Below are 18657 nucleotides of genomic sequence, written 5' to 3' on the forward strand. Positions count from 1 at the left end.
CATTAGCTGTGGCTAATGTGTAAGAACCACTACATAATAAATCATTAGTGGCTCTTTATCATTTCTGTCCCACTCCCGCGTTTTTTGTTAGGTTAAAATCCATTTAACTAACACACTCAGAATGTGCTAAAGGAGCTCGAAACAATAAATTGTTCCAGCTCCTTTAAGCACCGATGTCTTATTTATAATATGTTTGTCTAATATCATCTTTCTTTATACCAAACTGCTTATAGGATTTATCCATTAATTTGGCAATTTTATCTGCCCAGCGAATGTCACTCGCATATTGATGTTGCGCAGGATTTTCTGGATTCCATCGCATTTGATATAAATTCAGTTGATTGTTTTCAAAATATTCATTACGAATGAACTTTGCACCACCAATAATCGCCTTATCTGGTGATGTCCATTGTTCCTTTTCAGCATAACTTTTCCCACTACGAACAGCACTACTATCGAATGCTCCTATACCAAAAAAGTTGTAATAGCGTTTTTTTCCATCTTTAATGCCTTTTGCTAATTCTGATTTGCCGTTACCTGTTTCTACTAATGCATGGCTAACAAGATAAATGACATTAACCTCATATTTTTCTTGAGCTTCTAGAAAAACTTTCCCTCGATTTTCTAAAATCCCCTTACCTTTTAGCAATTGGTTAACTTCAGATTCCGACATTGGCACTTTTTCTGTGATATCCATATACTTCATATCATTGTCTTTATGTGAAATAGTCATTGCTTTAGCAATTTCATTATTATTTGCTTCAACAAATTTACCATCCTCTTCTTTTGTCTGTACAATACCTTTCCCTTGTTGCATTGAAACAGCCTCATCAAAAGAGTAATTCACATCATTTTTAAACAATTTAGTTTCATTCACGATGAGTAATACAGCAAAAACAACTAAAATAACTATCAATAGTAGCGTTGAAATGCGTAACTTGAAATTCTTCTTCATATAGACAAAACCTCATTTTTCTTACTTAGACAATAAAAAATATGCCACTACAATCGCTAATATTACGATTAAAAAAGAAGCGTTAACGATTACTTTCATCGTTGTTCTATCTCTGAACATCATATTAAAGACAACTAGACTAATTGATAATGAAACAGCAAAAAAAGTAATAGCTAACACTAATTTCATCATAAATAGACAGACTAAACCTATGACTAATAATGTATTAGAAATTACAGCTGACGTTTTTAACATTCTCGAATTAATATGCACTCACCCTTTTTATTTAAATAACTTACATAATCATAATAATACATGATGTTTCATAGGCCTGTCGATGATTGATTCACAATAGCACGTGATTTTTTTGTTTTTCAATATTATTCATTTATTCCATCAAAAACACCCTTTTTAATTTTTACAAAAATTAAAAAAAGTGCTCCTACACTGCTTGCATGTAGAAACACTTTTTCATTGTAATGTTATTCTTCTCGAGACATACCTTTTAGCATATTAAGCATGTATGTTAAACTACGGTTCATGTCGTCATCTTTCAATACGCCCAATAGACTTCTTATAGTTGTCTTAGCATTTGGACTCGCTTGATTGGCAACGTGTAATCCTTTATTAACTTTATTTAGGAAGTCGCTTAAATCTGATACATTGAGTTCACCTAATAAAAATACCATTGAAGCCATATTAGATAATAGCCCTGTATAAATATCTTTATTAAGTTCAACTGCAAATTTATTTATGATGACTTGACGTCCTCGAATTGCACCATTTAAAGCATCTAATAGTTTTGCATCATCTAATGTTTTAATAAGCTTGATTGCTTTTAATATACTATCTTTATTCGCTGCAATTGCCTCTGTAACTTCATTTAAACTTTCTAACTTAATTTGTTCTTCTGATTTTTCTAAGCGTCTAATTTTAGAAGATATTCTCTCAGCCATTATTTATCCACCTGATTTCCCGGGAAAACATAATCTGAACGTTCCCATTTTTTCTGTACTTGAACACTGTACTGCGGATGACGTTTTTTATTGACACGGAAATTATTAGGGTTCAACGGTGACTTACCACGTTTCGTAATTACCTCCAAACGACAGCTAGTACGTTTATAAGATGGTGTATCCGTGTATTGATCAACATCACTATTAGTTAATAAGTTAATTGCACCTAGATCTCCATTTTCCATCGCATCATTATTTAATGGAATATAGATTTCTTTACCTTTAACACGATCTGTCACGTGAACTTGTAATACCGCTTCTCCTGTTTCAGAAATCAGCTTAACTTCTGCACCTTCATGAATGCCTCTATCTTCAGCAAGCTCTGGAGAAATTTCAACAAATGCACGTGGCACTTTGTATTTAATCATTGGTGTTTGATAAGTCATATTACCTTCATGGAAGTGCTCTAACAATCGACCATTGTTTACATGAATATCATAAATTTCATCTTGCTTAAAGTAATTATCAAATGATAATGGGAATAATTTTGCTTTACCATTATCAAAATTGAATCCTTCTAAGTATAGAATAGGCTCATCAGTACCATCAGGTTGTACTGGCCATTGTAAACTATTGAATCCTTCTAAACGATCATAACTTACCCCAGCATATAGAGGTGTTAAGCGTGCTACTTCATCCATAATTTCACTAGGATGCTTGTAATTCCAATCAAATCCTAATCTATTAGCAATTGCTTGGAAAATTTTCCAGTCAGGTTTTGAATCACCAAGAGGTTCTAATGCTTGGTATAAACGTTGAATACGACGTTCGGTATTTGTAAAAGTACCGTCTTTTTCAAGTGAAGGACTTGCTGGCAATACAACATCTGCGTATGTTGCTGTGAATGTTAAAAATTCATCTTGGACTACCATGAAATCTAATTTTTCAAACGCAGCTTGTACAAAATTAATATTTGAATCTACAATACCCGTATCTTCACCATATAAGTACAATGAGTGTACTTCTCCGTCATGTATACCTTCTACCATTTCATGATTATCTTTACCAGCTTTTGGATTCAATTTAACGCCATATTCTTTTTCAAATTTAGCGCGAATATCATCCGCTTCAATACTTTGATAACCAGTAATCTTATCAGGCATACTTCCCATATCACTACATCCTTGAACATTATTATGTCCACGTAATGGATACGCACCAGTACCAGGACGACGATAATTACCTGTTACTAATAATAAGTTTGAAATCGCTGTACTTGAGTCACTACCAATGTCTTGTTGTGTAATACCCATTGCCCAACAAATTACAACAGATTCAGCTTTAGCACATTCTTCAGCAAATTTAATCAATTCTGATTCAGGAATACCTGTTGCTTCTTCAGCAAAAGCCATTGTAAATGTTTCTAATGATTTGTAATATTCATCAAAATCATCTACCCACTCATCAATAAATGCTTTATCGTGTAAATCATGATCAATAATATACTTAGTCACTGCGCTTAACCACGCTAAATCCGTACCTGGTTTCGGTTGATAAAAACGATCCGCACGTTCAGCCATTTCATGTTTTCTAATATCAAACACATGTATTTTTTGTCCAAATAATTTTTGAGCACGTTTCATGCGTGATGCAATAACTGGGTGTGCTTCGGCTGTATTGGTACCTATCAATACAGACATTGCCGCTTTTTCTAGATCTTCAATACTACCTGAGTCACCGCCGTGTCCAACCGTTCTAAATAAGCCTTTTGTTGCAGGTGCTTGGCAATATCTTGAACAGTTATCAACGTTATTTGTTCCAATAACTTGTCTTGCTAATTTTTGCATTAAATACGATTCTTCATTCGTCGCTTTAGAAGAAGAAATGAATGATAGTGCATCTGGGCCATACTTTTCTTTAATAGATGTAAAATTATCTGCAATGACATTTAAAGCTTCATCCCATTCTACTTCATGGAACTCACCATTTTTCCTTACTAGTGGTTTAGTTAATCGTTGATCTGAATTAATATGTCCCCATGAAAACTTACCTTTAACACAAGTCGCAATTTTATTTGCTGGAGAATCATGTGATGGTTGTACTTTTAAAATTTCTCTATCTTTAGTCCAAACTTCAAATGAACAACCCACACCACAATAAGTACACACTGTTTTAGTTTTCTTAATACGCTCTTTACGCATTTCTGCTTCTGAATCTGAGATTGCAAATAGTGGACCATAACCAGGTTCTGCTTTTTTAGTTAAATCAATCATTGCTGCTAATGAACCAGGTTCCGTATCAGTCATATAACCCGCATTACCTTCCATATTCACTTCCATCATGGCATTACATGGACATACCGTCGCACATTGACCACAAGATACACATGAAGACTCATTAATCGGTACATCATTATCCCAAATAACACGTGGATGTTCACGATCCCAATCAATTCTAATAGTTTCATTCACTTCGATATCTTGACATGCTTCTACACAACGCCCACATAAGATACATTGATTTGGATCATAACGATAAAATGGGCCGTAATCTTTTTCGTATGGCTTCTCTTTATATTCATACGTTTGATGCTGAAGCCCCCATGCATCCATCGTATTATGAATTTCACAATCACCATTATTATAATCACATACTGTACAATACAGCATATGCTTTTCTAAAATTCGATCAAGCGCTTCTTTTTGAGCATCTTTCACATCATTGTTCACAGTATTTACAGTCATTGGACGATCAATCACCGTACTACATGAACGTTCAATTTTACCGTCAATTTCAACAGTACATGTATCACATGTTTGAATTGGTCCCATCGACTCGTTATAACAAATTGAAGGTACAAAAGTATCTTGTGATTTAATAAATTCAAGTAAATTCGTACCTGGTTCTACAAGATAATCTTTTCCATCAAGTGTAACCACCAAATGTTCTTGCATATTACTCACCCCGTCTATATATATTTTCCGTAAATGACTTTTAATAAATTGCTCATATCCACCTAAAATAACGATGCCCCACACATCTTTCAGATAGAATTAATTTAATTGTATTACTTTATGTACTAGTTGTTAAGTGAAATTTTGTATTTTGCCTTTTTACAATCATTTTTATTTGAAATATTTTGCGCGAAATTAAATCATCTTTTTGTTTAATTGAAAATAATTATCATTATTAGTTTTCCAATTATCTGTTTCACGCTTTTTGCCATATCTTTCACAACCTTATTAATGACAATATTTAATAATCACCTCACCTAAAAATCGTTATACTATTTATAAATACCCTTTTTCTGAAAATTAATAACCCAAGTTTGATAAATATCTACTATCATTTAGAAGGTAAGATTTATCTTTAAATTAAATTTGTAATGGATTAATTTATAAAAATCAAATCAGGCATTAAATAAAATAGCCCATAAATACAAAGTGTTATCACCTTCTATTTACGGGCTATTAGTTCTATTCGTTATTCTATTTACAGATCATTCTATCTAATTAATTTGTGTACAATTTTGATAACTTATTTTCCCTTAGTTTACTACTCTAGATTATCTTTTAATAACTTAGTACTTTCAGCTTTTGACTGCTCACTAGGAATGAAGTAGTACAATCCGTCACTTTGAATGCCGCCTTGACCACTCAATTGATGTTTATTAATCGTGTCATTAGCATCTTTATAATTGCTTCTAATCGTATTCAAATCACCTAATGTTAAATCTGTTTTAACATTATTTTGAATTTCATTCATTAGACTATTAAAATGTGTAATCGATGATGGACTTGCAATCTTATTAGCCATCGCTTCAAGTACAATTTGCTGACGTTGTTGTCGACCAAAGTCACCACCAGCACCTTCTTCTTTACGACTTCTAATAAACTTCAATGCTTGATCACCATTTACATGTGTCTGCTGTCCTTTTGTAAAACGAACACCATCAACAGTGAATGTATCATTACTTACTACATCAACACCGCCGATGCTATCTATCATATTATGCAAACCATCCATATCGATTGTCGCATAATGATCAATTGGCACATTCATTAATTTTTCAAGTGATTTAACAGCCATATTTGGTCCACCATATGCATAGGCATGTGCAATTTTTTCAGTAGTACCACGGCCAACAATTTCCGCTCTTGTATCACGCGGTATACTTACTATTTCAGTTTTCTTCGTTTTAGGGTTGATAGATAAAATCATAATACTATCACTACGCTCTCCGCCACCCTTTTTCTTACGATCAGCATCTGAATCGACACCAAATAAAGCGATTGTGAATGGATCACCATCGTTTAAACTCACTTTTTTATCTCTTAATTCTGAATGATTGCGATCTAACGGATTGTGTATCTTATTACCAGTAATAAAAATTTTAGCAGCTACATACACAACAGCTACAATCGCTAAGATTACTAAAATACCGAATACCCATAAAAATATTTTTTTCGGTAGGCTCATTTTACTTTTAGACGAACGTTTCAATCCCACCACTCCTTTACTATTCCTTACATACTTTGTCTGTTTTCTCTATTTATTATATAGTAAAATAATTTTTTTACTATACTTCTGTAGACGTATAACTATTTTTTATCATTTTTTATCTCTAGAGAATATCTATCTGTATTTTTGATAACCACCATTTGCATTTAAAATTTTAAGTACCGTTTCATGACATGCTTTATTACTTATAATAAAAGGTGCACCCTTTAAATGATCAATTGCCTTACCATCTAAAGTCGTCATTTTTAGATTCAATAGTTCTGCAAATAAAAACTGTGCAGCAATGTCCCAAGGTTTAGGATTTGTATTAATATGTGCCCCAAATTGACCTTTTGCCACTCGCATAGAATCTAATCCGCAAGCACCAACTAAACGATAACTAAATGAGGCGTCAAATAAATCTTGCACCGTATCTAGATTCATCACTTGTGCATTAAACGATATAATAGCGTCTTCCAATTTTAACGATGGTGGTTCTTCCATCTTAATTCCATTACAAAAAGCACCTTCTCCTCGTATTGCTTTATAAAGCTTTTTATGCGGATAATCATATACGTACGATAACATTGGTTTACCTTCATAAAAATACGCCAATATAATACAATAATCTTCTTGCTGTTTTACTAAATTGGCAGTTCCATCAATGGGATCCATAATCCATAAATGATTAATTTCATTCGTAATCATTGCATTACTTTTTTCTTCCGCTAATAGTTGGTGTTCCGGAAAATATGTTGCTAAAAATTGTTGAAATTGTTGTTGAATCTGTTTATCTACATTTGTAACTAAATCAAATCGATGACGCTTAGTTTCTGTAGTCATTTCCATAATTAATTGCGGAATAACATTGTCTATTTGTTTCAACCACGAACATATTAACTTATCTATTTGCTGTAATGTTTTATCTGTCATTTCGTCCACCACTTCTCATATCATTATCATTTTATTATTACCCTATATTAAAAGAATCAACAATACAACTGAAGACTTCTTCATTTTATGCATAAAAAAATCGGCTAGTCACGTGCTAGCCGACAAATAGAAAGGAAAGTAAGTAATAAATATTGAAGATGTTGTGATGTAACTTGAACGATTAAAAGCTATCTGTTATATAGCTCTACCCCTTTGTTTAATCGCTCCCCCTGTTACAAGTAATATCATAGCACAATCTTTTTTAAAATGTAAGCGTTTTCCACAAAATTTTTACGATTTTTTTTAAAAGATATTGAAAATGTCCTCATTGTCACTCTTATGTTATACTTTGTGTAATATATCATCTTTTAGGAGGTGGCTGTCATGAATAAAGCTGAAAGGCAAAATTTAATAATTACTGCAATTCAACAAAATAAAAAAATGACCGCTTTAGAATTAGCTAAATATTGCAACGTATCCAAACGCACAATTTTAAGAGATATTGATGATTTAGAAAATCAAGGTGTTAAAATTTATGCGCATTATGGGAAAAATGGTGGTTACCAAATACAACAAGCACAATCTAAAATTGCATTAAACTTATCTGAAACACAATTATCGGCCTTATTTTTAGTGCTTAATGAAAGTCAGTCGTACTCGACATTACCATATAAAAGCGAAATCAACGCAATTATAAAACAATGTTTAAGTCTTCCACAAACACGCTTAAGAAAATTGCTTAAACGCATGGACTTTTATATTAAATTTGATGACACACAACATATGACACTCCCAATGCTGTTTTCCGACATTTTAATTTATTGTACAGAACGAAATGTGATGTTAGTAGATCATAGGGTTGATGATAATATTAAAGCTGAAAACGTTATATTTATTGGCCTTTTGTGTAAACATGGACATTGGCATGCAGTCATTTATGACATTGCTCAAGACAAAACTGCCGAACTTGAAATTGAAAATATTATAGATATTTCGTATTCATTCGGTAAGACGATTCAAACCAGAGACATATCCATTGATAACTATCATCAATTTTTAAACCCCATCGATTCCTAAAAAACAGCAGTAAGATGATTTTCAATTAGAAAATATCTTGCTGCTGTTCTCTATTTATACAATACTTCGTATTGAATGGCTTCGCTTTCCTAGGGTGCCGTCTCAGCCTTGGTCTTCGACTGGCACTGCTCCCTCAGGAGTCTCGCCATTAATACTACGTATTAACATGTAATTTTACTTTGAAATACTTAAAAAAATAAAACACTTTGCCCAACTTACACTACCAATAGAAACTGCTGTTAGAATTCCTCAAAATGATATTTCGCGATATGTTAATGAAATTGTTAAAAAGATAGCTGATAGCGAATTCGATGAATTCAGACATCATCGTGGCGCAACATCCTATCATCTAAAAATGATGTTAAAAATCACCTCATATTCATATACTCAATCTGAATTTTCTGGCCGTAGAATAGAAAAATTACTTCATAACAGTATTCGAATGATGTGGTTAGCTCAAGATCAAACACCTTCTTATAAAACTATTAATCTTTTTAGAGTGAATCCTAATACTGATGCGCTAATTGAATCTTTATTTATTCAGTTTCATAATAAAATGCATATCAAAAAAGCTGATTTCTATCAAATAATTAATAGAAATCAGCTTTTTTCATTGCCTAAAAACTTAATGTCCCGACCTCTTTATCTACGCATAAATACTTATTACTGATATAACGAAAGAAACAAAATTATTTGCTATATGTAATGCAATTGTTGAACCTAGGTTTCTTCCAGATTTTAAATAAGTGAAAACTAATATGATGGATAGTATGAGATATGGACCAAACTCAAACGGCGACTTTGCATCAGTCACATGAATAAATGCAAATAAGAACACCGAAACAATACTCATAGCTATAAAATTAAACTTCTTACCTAATTCTCCAATTAAAATATGTCTAAATACGATTTCTTCAACTATTGGACCTACAATCACAATTAATAAGAATGCTACAGGTAAAAATGCAGGCACTTCAAACATTTTATTTAGCTCAAGTTCATTGGCTGTTTCACTATATTGCAAATGTTTAGGTAGAAACTGTGTCATATATTCATATGTATAAATTAAGATGAGAGCAATAATATACGTTATTGACAATCTAAGCCAATATTTTTTGATATACGCAAAACCAGCTCGAAGCCTTGATGGCATCACTTTTAAATGAAATAAATAAAATGCGCCAATCCCAATCGTATATGCTAAAGCTTGTGTGATAGTCGCTACAAATATCAGATTACTATCGATTTCATAATAACCAAACAAAATTGGTCCTATGTAAGCTGCAATTGTGAGTGCATAAAATATAACACCTATAATTGGAATTATAAGCAAATCTCTCCATGCTATATCTTTAAACGTGTATTTCTTTTTTTCATTTTCCACTGTTATATCCTTTCCTGTTTAATAATTGATTTTTGGAGGTACTTCTACATGATAAACGAAACTAAGTATATGAGACAACAAATTACTAATTTGATTCAAATCATTGATACGATTAAATATAATACCTTAATGACAGATTGGAACATTCAAACGCATATTTATAAATTTAACCAAATAGTTACTAATGAATTGAATAAGTTCAAAGGCTTTGAAACATTATATATAATAAACGAAAATCAAGTTTCCTATTATGAAATTATAACACTACTTAATAAACGTCCCCTCCGACAAGTCGACTATGGTAACAAAATTCAATATCTTAATTTTTATCATACACAACTATCTAACGCATTATTTGCAATTAAATTTGCCCATTAACCTATTTTTCATAAAATGTCATTTAAACAAGTTATTTATTAAAATTCACTTTATTACATAAATTATACAATTAAAAAGTTTCTTCAAATTGTAAAGATGCATTAATCGAGTTATAATCATAATGATTAAGATGGTAGATTTAGTCTTATATAACTACATTTACTAAGATTTAAATAGATGAGTACATAATGTATAAATTGGGAATATACAGTATGACTTACGGTAATATATCAATATATTGATATATTATTTGCACATGGGAGTATGCTATTTTTTATCTATACATCTTAAAAATATTTACAGTTTTATAATTCAATATCATTAAACAAACAACATATTCAGCTTATTTTTCATTCTCTTACGTTACAAGTTGTAAATACCATCGCGTTAAACAACAATAGCCAACGCTAATAAAATATATTGCGTTAAAGTGGAGTGATTAATATGTCAAACGTACTAACAGAAATAGATAGTCAATATCCATATATGACTAAAAATGAAAAAAAGATAGCTAAATTTATACTAAATTCACCTCAAAAGGTGATTAAAATGAGGTCTCAAGACTTAGCAAGCTTATTAGATATTAGTACATCATCAGTCATTCGATTCAGCAAGAAAATTACTGATGGCGGTTTTCACGACTTGAAAATAAATATATCTAAATATGTTCCTAAAGCATCATCAATTTACAATGTTGAATTAATGAATAACGAAAGCACAGAATCTTTAAGAACTAAACTCCATACACGTACTACACGCGCACTTAATCATGCTAATAACGAATTAAATGATAAAACTATTGATCAAATATGTCATTGTTTAAAACGTTCTGAGACGATTTTTATATATGGTTTTGGCGCATCTTTTGTAGTTGCTACCGACTTATACCAAAAGTTATCAAGAATAGGTCTTAATATTCAACTTGTTCAAGAAACACATATTTTTGCAACATTATTAGCAACTCACAATTCGAACGACAGTGTTATTCTTATTACTAACAATGGTACGCAAAGTGAAATGCAATCAATGGTTAAAGTTATTGATGACTACCATATACCTATAATTACAATTACTAGTACAAGGGATAATCCCGTAGCACAGGCATCAAATATTGTTTTAACTTATGGGAAAACTGATGAAAATGAGATGCATATGGGAGCAACAACTTCATTATTTGCTCAAATGTTCACTATTGATATTTTATATTATCGTTATGTTGCATTAAATTATCACGCATCATTAGATTTCATAACACAATCTAAAATGGCTTTAGATAACTATCGTAAACATTTATCAAATATTAACTTTAAACATTAACAGTCTTATATAAATTCTTTAATCATGTCATATAATAATTTATGCATCATTTTCAAAGCTTACATGTCTTTTATCTTGTATAACATACGCATATGACCAATGATTTGATAAGGCCATTCAATTTCTTATATTAAAAACAAACGCAGTTGATTAACGGATTCATTCCATATATCAATTGCGTTTGTTATTTTAATAATGCTATTTTTTATTTTAAAGCCCACAGTAAAAACTAACGATAATATTGCCACTTATAAGTTTTTCACACTACAACTTCGATTTAAGCTATATTTATAAAAAAATGCGCCTACTCATAACATTCTTTGGCTATTTAACTTTAATAAGCTAGGGCCAAATTTGTCATAAAATAAGCGCACATTATAATCATACTATTTTGCTTTTACATTATTTTTATTATATCTAATAAAGTAATAAATCGTTACAATCGTTAAGAAGATGACACCAATTAGCACTGATATTCTAGTTTCAACATTAAATACCATACCAACCAATACTAATATTAAGAATAAGATTGTTAAATAGTTAGTTACTGCGCCACCAGGCATTTTGAATGGGTGACCTTCCAATTCTTCAGGGTGTAATTTTCTAAAACGTAAGTGACTGAATAAAATCATAAACCAAGGAATCATACCTGGTAAAATAGACGCACTATAAACGTATACGAAAATACTCTTCGCTCCATCGATATATAAAGGTAAAATTACGTTTAATAAAGCACCAATTAAAATACCAAGAGATACTGCTATAACAGTGTACAATGGTACACCATTTCTCATTATTTTAGTAAATATTTTCGGCATTTCACCTTTATGAGCAAGTGTATAAATCATACGACTCGCACTGAAAATACCTGAGTTACATCCTGACATTGCTGCAGTTAATACAACAAAGTTAATTAATCCAGCTGCAAATGTAATACCGATTTTAGCAAATGTTGCAACAAACGGACTTCCAATGTCTCCTAATTGATTCCAAGGATACACTGAAACAATAACAAAAATAGCACCTAAATAGAAAATTAAAATTCTCCAGATAACACCATTCACTGCTTTAACGATATTTTTCTGAGGATCTTTAGTTTCACCTGCCGTAATACCTATCAGTTCCACACCTTGGTATGAACCAATTACAATTGATAATGCAAAGAAGAAACCAACAATACCATTTGGCATAAATCCGCCATTTGTCCATAGATTAGAAATACCTACCGCATGGCCACCATTTCCAAAACCAAAGAAAATAAGACCAAAACCAGCAATAATCATTAAAATAATTGTTACAACTTTAATTAAAGCAAACCAAAATTCAAATTCTCCAAACGCTTTTACCGAGAATAAATTCGCTGCCATTAATAATAAAATAGCAATAACACCAGGAATCCAAGTTGGCAATTCCGGGAACCAAAACTTCATATATTCTCCTACTGCGATGACCTCACTCATACCAACTACAATCCATTGGAATATATTACTCCATGCTGTCATATAACCTGCTGCAGGATGTATATAATCACTTGCAAATGTTGCAAATGATCCTGTTGTAGGGTTTAAATAAATCATTTCCCCCATTGCTCTCATGATTAAAAATAAAAAGATACCCGCAATTAAATATGCAAGGATAACTGATGGGCCTGTCCATTTAATTGTACTTGTCGCACCCATGAAAAGCCCCACGCCAATCGTACCACCAAGTGCAATCATTTGAATTTGACGGGCACTCAATCCCCTTTGTAGTTCATTGTTCTCCATAACTTCTTACCCCATCTCTGATTGATACTAAATAAATCCATAAAAAAACTTATTGCCGTAATTATACTATAAATTATCGATTTTGGTACATTAATATTTGCATACCATGCAATCGTTTACAGAACTACTATAGCAGGCTTTTGCAACTTTGCAAACAATTATTTTGTGATTTTTCTAAAAAATTAAAAAAGTTGTCCGTGAACCGTTGAGTCACATACAACTTCAGCTACTCTTGGTAATTATGATATAATTTTAATAATATTAAAAAGGAGTATATCAATGTTAAAACAAATACTGCTACGTGCTACAAAAATATCGGTACTCTTTGCTGTAGCATTTTTCATCATAAATTATATCGGTATGGAAAAACCTGACATCCTATATTTAGTTGGAAGAACTATTATTGCAACACTTGCTTTCATACTCATTTGTCTTACAGTATTTACTATTATTAATTCTCCAGAGCGCAAGATTAAACTCGGTACGACTTTACCGATTGCATTAATTATTGGTATCATTTTCGGCGCCATATTTTTAACGGTACAAATCGGTGTCATCACTGGGTTAATCATCGGTGTGATTGCTACGTTTATTTGGGAATTGATTGAAAAAAATAAAGGAGGTCGTTCATCATGACAACAGCATTAATTGGTGTAATTGTATTAATCTTACTAATTATTAGCTTTGTGCCAAACTACCGTGCTATGAAATCAGCAAAAGAACAAGGAAGTAATGCAACAAGAGCTACAATTATAGTAGGCATAGATATTATCTTAATTGTACTTATCATCGTGACGTTATTATTAAAATATATGTAACTATTTAAACCACCCTATCTCATACATAAACATGAACGTTCTACCATTTCACATACATATGGTCGTCCATTTAATGAGGTAAGGTGGTTTTCTCGTTAAAGTTTACCTTGTAATAGTAAAAAATAGCCAATTGTTGCGAGTATTAAGTAAATCATTGAACCAACAACAAAAGATCTTACTTGCACGCGAAATGGTGTCTGTTTGTTAAATATAGGACCAATCACCAAATTTCCAACGCCTAAAATTACTGGACCAGCTAGAAAAAACAATATAATGTAACCCATCATGATACGCCTCCTATTTCGTAAAGAAACGCGCTACAATTTGATCGTAATCAATATCTTTTGCTACATAATCTACATTAGAAAAGTCCTGTGCGCTTGTCATTTTATTCGTATTAACAATAACATCTAATCCAGCTGCAATCGCGGCTGTTGCACCATTTACAGAATCTTCAATAGCCAAACATTGTGTCGGCATATAATTTAATTGTTGTACTGCAGATAAATATAATTCAGGATCAGGTTTAACTTGTTCAACATCTTCTCTACCAACAACTACCTCTATATAATCATCTAGACCTAATGCTTTAAAGGTAGGCATTATTTCCGCTTTCACACTACTTGTGGCAATCGCCATAGGAATGTGACGTTGCTTTAAAAATGCCATCAATGATTTAATCGTATCAATCATCGGTAATGTTGTACTAGTAAGATGATGTTCTTCATAAAGTTTATCTTTATTTTCCGAACCAATCGCTTTAATTAAATGGTCATGCAAATCTGTAGCTGCTCCTCCAATAGAAGAACGATAAAAATCAATGCTTATAGGATCGGCATTATGCATCTCTAAATGTTTATTAATAACATTAAATAAATGTTGTTCCGTATCTATTATTGTTCCATCGAAATCAAATATAACTGCTCTATACATATATTTACTCCTCTATTTTTTCTCTTTATCAAAGCTTAACACAGTCCGATGACCACTTCATTCTATTAGTGCAATTATAACTTTTTTGACCAATACTTTGCTAAAATAGGCCCTGTTATATTATGAATGAAACTAAACACTGCGCCTGGTACTGCTGCAATTGGATTAAAATGCAATGCTGCTAATGACACAGCTAAACCAGAGTTCTGCATTCCAACTTCAATACTGACTGCTTTTTGATCTTGTCGATCTAATTTTAAAAGACGAGCTAACCAATATCCAATCGTATATCCTAATACGTTATGTAAAATAACTACTAAAAATATTAATAATCCTGTAGTTAAGATTTGGTGCTTACTGCCACCTACAACTATTGCTAAAATTAATGAAATAGCAACAACTGATATAATTGGCAAAGCTGTAGAAGCTTTTTCAGCAATTTTACGATTAATAATTTGCAAAACAATACCTAAAGCAATTGGAATTAATACAACTTGAACAACTGACCACAACATACTCAAGAAAGATACTTCCAACCATTCATTTGCAAATAGATATATTAACGCAGGTGTAACGAATGGCGCTAGCAACGTAGAGACCGTCGTAATAGAAACAGAAAGTGCTACGTTAGCTTTGGCTAAATAACTCATTACATTACTTGATGTCCCACCCGGACAACATCCAACTAATATTACGCCAACAGCAATATCAGGTGGTAAATGAAAAGACTTTGCAATTATAAATGCTAATGTGGGCATAATACTGAATTGTAGACAGACACCAATAATTACTGCTCTAGGTGCTTTAAAGACCATTTTGAAATCATTAGGTGTAATTGTTAATCCCATACCTAACATAACAATACCAAGTAAATAAGGTACCCACTTACCTAATGTCGCAACATGTTGTGGGGAAATAAATCCAATAACAGCTGCTACTAACATCCATACCAAAAAACTCTTCGTGGCAAATATACTCAATTTTTGAAACATTGTTAACACATCCTCGTCGATAATATTGAAAAATATTACCATAAGACCAGTAAGGTTACAATTACTTTTCTGAAAATTAAGGTTATTTAGTCATTCTCTTCTTATTGCAAATATTTTATCACTGATAAAAAATTATTTTAAACTTCATTCAAAAGTCTTAGTGAATAAAGAAAAAAAGCGTGGTAAAATCAACTTGAACAAAATTAAGTCACCTTTATAAATATTAAACGTGTATTTAATGCCATGTATTCCTCGGGAGGTCCTCACATGTTAATTGATAAATTCGAAACATACATCATCAACATCGCCGGTTTAAATGACCGTACTACTAGAAAAAAATTAAGTAAGTTATGCAAAAGTGTACAATTTTGTGATGCGTTGCAATTCTCAATAAACAAACAGTTTAATCAGTATGTATTAGAAATTAGCTTACCAAAGCAACAACTTCCATACTTCATTTCATTTTTAAGTTTTCATCAGTATAGTATTTTCCAAGTACTTTCACCAAAGAAAATAAATGAATTACTTGATTCTGATAATTTATATCAATCTGCAAAGCGTTTCGATATCAATATTGATGGCTTGCAAGATGCTTTCATTAAAGACAAAGTCATCGATATTATGAATATGTTCCAAAATCACACTGATATCACTTATACGTTGAATAAGTCTCATGCACATATTATATGTACGCCAGAAATATTTGCTAAATTGTTACATACGATTGCAACTAGAAATATCGACATTCTATCTGCCAATTATAGATCGTCATCTATGAGCAAAGCTCGTATATCATAACAAAAGACACATCTATACGATGATCATTTACAATGATTGCGTATAGTGATGTGTCTTTTTTTGTATTATTTATCTTCGGACGATTGATCCTCAACCATTTGTTCAAATGCTTCACGAACTTGTGGTACTGTCATACCTACTACAACTTGGATACTCTTACCACTCTTTACTAATCCGTGTGCCATTTGTTGATGCGTGAAATATTCCGTATCCGCAACTTTACTTTCATCATAAACAGTTAAGCGTAATCTTGTTGTACAGTTAGTAACATCTTTGATATTTTCTTTGCCGCCTAAACCGTCGAGGTAATACGCAGCTTTGTCTTCGTATTCATTACCTGTTGAAGCACGTTTAGAATCTACGCTATCACCTTTTTTATTTTTGTAATCTTGCTTAGAAAATAATTTAACTTCCTCTTCTGTTTTCTTACGTCCAGGTAATGGAATATCAAATTTCAAAATTAAGAATCTGAATAAGAAGAAGTAAATCGCTACAAATATCAGACCGATAATAACTTGTGCAACATAAGTACCCCAATGTTCTTTACCTAATGGCAACCAGTTTGTTGAAATAAAGTCTAACAAGCCACCACCCATGTTACCTACAACACCAAATGCGTACATTAAAGTATCCATTGATGCTGCTAAAACTGCGTGTAAAACAAATAAGTATGGTGCGATGAATAAGAATGTAAATTCTAATGGCTCAGTAATACCTACAACGACTGCTGTTAATGTTGCAGGAATAAGTAATGCTGCTACTTTTTTACGATTTTCTTTAGGTGTCGTAGCATACATTGCTAAAGCAATACCTAAACATCCAAATACTTTCCCATTTCCTTGAAGCATAAAGCCATAAGGGAATTGCTCTTTTAATGGCTTAGTACTCTTAGCAAACTCATTTAAATGTTGTAACCATTCAGCTTTCAAGCCGTGATTGAGTACTACTGGTCCAACTTCAATTGGTGCATAAATAAAGTGATGTAATCCTGTTGGTATTAATACACGTTCTAAGAAGTGGTACAGCCAAACACCGATATAGCCTGAAGCGATGATAAAGTGTTGCATTGAACCAATACCGTGCTGAACAGTTGGCCAAATAACACAAGTAATTGCTGCTAATGGTAACATCACAAAAAATGAAATCGTAACTACAAATGTTAAACCTTGGAATACACCAACCATTTCTGGTAATCGTTTACTATAGTATCTATTGTGAATCCAAGTAATAATAGCTGAAATAATAATACCACCTAGAATATTCGTATCCAATGTGGCAATACCTGCAATTGATTTTAAACCAGGTACATTTTCAACGCCTTTTTCTAAATTAGCGCCAAACGTATGTGGCCATTGCGTTAAAATGGCATTTATAAATGTATTAAACATTAAGTAACCCATCAATGCTGCAAGTGCTGCATGACCTGGTGCTTTTTTAGCTAAAGAAAGTGGTAAACCTACAACAAATACAACTTCCATATGCGTAAAAATAACCCAGCCACCAGATTCTATTACTGACCAAAATTTAAACCAAAACGTATGTTGATCTGCTAAACTCCCCATGATTGTAGGATTTTTAAATAATGTCGCAAAGCCAAGCACTATCCCAAAGAAAGCGAACATTAATACCGGTACAATCATTGCACTACCGAAACGCTTTATCGCATTCATCTTCTATTCCCTCCATATCATCTTTCCTAACAATACATCTAATTAGATTCATTTATAAATAGATGTCTTACTATTTAAATATAATATATAGTAAACGCTTACACACCTACAACGACATTGACGTATTTTGAAAGTATTTTGTATAATCAGATTATCTTTTCATATAGTGAAAATTTTTTC

General features: G+C 32.1%; 18 protein-coding genes and 1 pseudogene. 7 read left to right on the plus strand and 12 right to left on the minus strand.

Going from position 1 to position 18657, the window contains the following annotated elements; genetic code table 11:
* Positions 1-178 precede the first annotated feature (178 nt).
* From IDG66_RS11240 to IDG66_RS11265, 6 genes are all read right to left on the minus strand, one after another.
* A complete protein-coding gene (locus tag IDG66_RS11240; RefSeq protein WP_000739224.1) occupies positions 179-955 on the minus strand; it encodes an N-acetylglucosaminidase in 777 nt (258 codons plus the stop codon).
* A gap of 21 nt (positions 956-976) precedes the next feature.
* Positions 977-1210 carry a hypothetical protein gene (locus IDG66_RS11245; protein WP_000921246.1) on the minus strand — a complete coding sequence of 78 codons (234 nt, stop codon included), beginning with the start codon at positions 1208-1210 and terminating at the stop codon, positions 977-979.
* Between the two features lie 227 nt (positions 1211-1437).
* Positions 1438-1911, minus strand: coding sequence for a helical membrane plugin domain-containing protein (locus IDG66_RS11250; protein ID WP_000840811.1), 474 nt, complete (start codon positions 1909-1911; stop codon positions 1438-1440).
* Positions 1911-4865: a formate dehydrogenase subunit alpha gene (fdhF, locus tag IDG66_RS11255; protein ID WP_001155278.1), complete on the minus strand. Its 2955-nt coding sequence runs from the start codon at positions 4863-4865 to the stop codon at positions 1911-1913. Before fdhF ends, IDG66_RS11250 begins: the two co-directional genes overlap by 1 nt.
* A 601-nt stretch (positions 4866-5466) precedes the next feature.
* A complete protein-coding gene (locus IDG66_RS11260; RefSeq protein ID WP_000831055.1) occupies positions 5467-6414 on the minus strand; it encodes an LCP family glycopolymer transferase in 948 nt (315 codons plus the stop codon).
* A 132-nt stretch (positions 6415-6546) separates the two neighbouring features.
* Entirely contained in the window at positions 6547-7344 is a 798-nt protein-coding gene (locus tag IDG66_RS11265) for an inositol monophosphatase family protein (protein WP_000130461.1), read from the minus strand.
* Positions 7345-7728: 384 nt separating this feature from the next.
* Here IDG66_RS11265 and IDG66_RS11270 point away from each other — a divergent pair, with 384 nt between their 5' ends.
* On the plus strand, positions 7729-8421 hold the full coding sequence (locus IDG66_RS11270; protein ID WP_001030125.1) for a helix-turn-helix transcriptional regulator: 693 nt from the start codon (positions 7729-7731) through the stop codon (positions 8419-8421).
* Positions 8422-8617: 196 nt separating this feature from the next.
* Positions 8618-8977: pseudogene (locus IDG66_RS11275) on the plus strand (transposase); the annotation flags it as partial.
* 90 nt (positions 8978-9067) lie between these two features.
* On the opposite strand, the gene sdpB reads toward IDG66_RS11275, so the two are convergent.
* Complete coding sequence (gene sdpB, locus IDG66_RS11280) at positions 9068-9805, minus strand: CPBP family intramembrane glutamic endopeptidase SdpB (protein ID WP_000426696.1); 738 nt, start codon at positions 9803-9805, stop codon at positions 9068-9070.
* A gap of 48 nt (positions 9806-9853) precedes the next feature.
* Here sdpB and IDG66_RS11285 point away from each other — a divergent pair, with 48 nt between their 5' ends.
* Positions 9854-10183 carry a hypothetical protein gene (locus tag IDG66_RS11285; RefSeq protein ID WP_000606723.1) on the plus strand — a complete coding sequence of 110 codons (330 nt, stop codon included), beginning with the start codon at positions 9854-9856 and terminating at the stop codon, positions 10181-10183.
* 444 nt (positions 10184-10627) lie between these two features.
* Positions 10628-11500: a pentose phosphate pathway transcriptional regulator RpiRC gene (rpiRc, locus tag IDG66_RS11290; RefSeq protein WP_000073195.1), complete on the plus strand. Its 873-nt coding sequence runs from the start codon at positions 10628-10630 to the stop codon at positions 11498-11500.
* Between the two features lie 386 nt (positions 11501-11886).
* Here rpiRc and IDG66_RS11295 read toward each other — a convergent pair whose 3' ends face one another.
* Positions 11887-13266 carry an amino acid permease gene (locus tag IDG66_RS11295; RefSeq protein ID WP_000429673.1) on the minus strand — a complete coding sequence of 460 codons (1380 nt, stop codon included), beginning with the start codon at positions 13264-13266 and terminating at the stop codon, positions 11887-11889.
* Between the two features lie 279 nt (positions 13267-13545).
* On the opposite strand from IDG66_RS11295, the gene IDG66_RS11300 reads away from it, so the two are divergent.
* Both IDG66_RS11300 and IDG66_RS11305 read left to right on the plus strand, forming a co-directional pair.
* On the plus strand, positions 13546-13902 hold the full coding sequence (locus IDG66_RS11300; protein WP_000917664.1) for a hypothetical protein: 357 nt from the start codon (positions 13546-13548) through the stop codon (positions 13900-13902).
* A complete protein-coding gene (locus IDG66_RS11305; protein WP_000205305.1) occupies positions 13899-14084 on the plus strand; it encodes a hypothetical protein in 186 nt (61 codons plus the stop codon). The genes IDG66_RS11300 and IDG66_RS11305 overlap by 4 nt, the downstream gene beginning before the upstream one ends.
* 95 nt (positions 14085-14179) lie before the next feature.
* Here IDG66_RS11305 and IDG66_RS11310 read toward each other — a convergent pair whose 3' ends face one another.
* From IDG66_RS11310 to IDG66_RS11320, 3 genes are all read right to left on the minus strand, one after another.
* Entirely contained in the window at positions 14180-14371 is a 192-nt protein-coding gene (locus tag IDG66_RS11310; RefSeq protein WP_000971980.1) for a hypothetical protein, read from the minus strand.
* A gap of 10 nt (positions 14372-14381) precedes the next feature.
* Positions 14382-15017, minus strand: a complete 636-nt coding sequence (locus IDG66_RS11315) for an HAD family hydrolase (RefSeq protein WP_000285450.1) — start codon at positions 15015-15017, stop codon at positions 14382-14384.
* A 74-nt stretch (positions 15018-15091) separates the two neighbouring features.
* Positions 15092-16009 carry a bile acid:sodium symporter family protein gene (locus tag IDG66_RS11320; protein ID WP_000486822.1) on the minus strand — a complete coding sequence of 306 codons (918 nt, stop codon included), beginning with the start codon at positions 16007-16009 and terminating at the stop codon, positions 15092-15094.
* 267 nt (positions 16010-16276) lie between these two features.
* Here IDG66_RS11320 and IDG66_RS11325 point away from each other — a divergent pair, with 267 nt between their 5' ends.
* Positions 16277-16807, plus strand: a complete 531-nt coding sequence (locus tag IDG66_RS11325) for a hypothetical protein (RefSeq protein WP_000904065.1) — start codon at positions 16277-16279, stop codon at positions 16805-16807.
* Positions 16808-16872: 65 nt separating this feature from the next.
* Here the strand turns inward: IDG66_RS11325 and IDG66_RS11330 are convergent, their stop codons facing one another.
* Positions 16873-18477: an alpha-glucoside-specific PTS transporter subunit IIBC gene (locus IDG66_RS11330; protein ID WP_103143707.1), complete on the minus strand. Its 1605-nt coding sequence runs from the start codon at positions 18475-18477 to the stop codon at positions 16873-16875.
* Positions 18478-18657: the final 180 nt, after the last annotated feature.

It is taken from the genome of Staphylococcus sp. EG-SA-18 (genome assembly GCF_017151825.1).
GTDB lineage: Bacteria > Bacillota > Bacilli > Staphylococcales > Staphylococcaceae > Staphylococcus > Staphylococcus aureus.

What these genes read in the sequence shown, in the direction of transcription:
- IDG66_RS11240 (WP_000739224.1), bottom strand. Translation starts at nt 955, where the DNA reads ATGAAGAAGAATTTCAAGTTACGCATTTCAACGCTACTATTGATAGTT.
- IDG66_RS11245 (WP_000921246.1), bottom strand. Translation starts at nt 1,210, where the DNA reads ATGTTAAAAACGTCAGCTGTAATTTCTAATACATTATTAGTCATAGGT.
- IDG66_RS11250 (WP_000840811.1), bottom strand. Translation starts at nt 1,911, where the DNA reads ATGGCTGAGAGAATATCTTCTAAAATTAGACGCTTAGAAAAATCAGAA.
- fdhF (WP_001155278.1), bottom strand. Translation starts at nt 4,865, where the DNA reads ATGCAAGAACATTTGGTGGTTACACTTGATGGAAAAGATTATCTTGTA.
- IDG66_RS11265 (WP_000130461.1), bottom strand. Translation starts at nt 7,344, where the DNA reads ATGACAGATAAAACATTACAGCAAATAGATAAGTTAATATGTTCGTGG.
- IDG66_RS11270 (WP_001030125.1), top strand. Translation starts at nt 7,729, where the DNA reads ATGAATAAAGCTGAAAGGCAAAATTTAATAATTACTGCAATTCAACAA.
- IDG66_RS11285 (WP_000606723.1), top strand. Translation starts at nt 9,854, where the DNA reads ATGATAAACGAAACTAAGTATATGAGACAACAAATTACTAATTTGATT.
- rpiRc (WP_000073195.1), top strand. Translation starts at nt 10,628, where the DNA reads ATGTCAAACGTACTAACAGAAATAGATAGTCAATATCCATATATGACT.
- IDG66_RS11295 (WP_000429673.1), bottom strand. Translation starts at nt 13,266, where the DNA reads ATGGAGAACAATGAACTACAAAGGGGATTGAGTGCCCGTCAAATTCAA.
- IDG66_RS11300 (WP_000917664.1), top strand. Translation starts at nt 13,546, where the DNA reads ATGTTAAAACAAATACTGCTACGTGCTACAAAAATATCGGTACTCTTT.
- IDG66_RS11305 (WP_000205305.1), top strand. Translation starts at nt 13,899, where the DNA reads ATGACAACAGCATTAATTGGTGTAATTGTATTAATCTTACTAATTATT.
- IDG66_RS11310 (WP_000971980.1), bottom strand. Translation starts at nt 14,371, where the DNA reads ATGATGGGTTACATTATATTGTTTTTTCTAGCTGGTCCAGTAATTTTA.
- IDG66_RS11315 (WP_000285450.1), bottom strand. Translation starts at nt 15,017, where the DNA reads ATGTATAGAGCAGTTATATTTGATTTCGATGGAACAATAATAGATACG.
- IDG66_RS11320 (WP_000486822.1), bottom strand. Translation starts at nt 16,009, where the DNA reads ATGTTTCAAAAATTGAGTATATTTGCCACGAAGAGTTTTTTGGTATGG.
- IDG66_RS11325 (WP_000904065.1), top strand. Translation starts at nt 16,277, where the DNA reads ATGTTAATTGATAAATTCGAAACATACATCATCAACATCGCCGGTTTA.
- IDG66_RS11330 (WP_103143707.1), bottom strand. Translation starts at nt 18,477, where the DNA reads ATGAATGCGATAAAGCGTTTCGGTAGTGCAATGATTGTACCGGTATTA.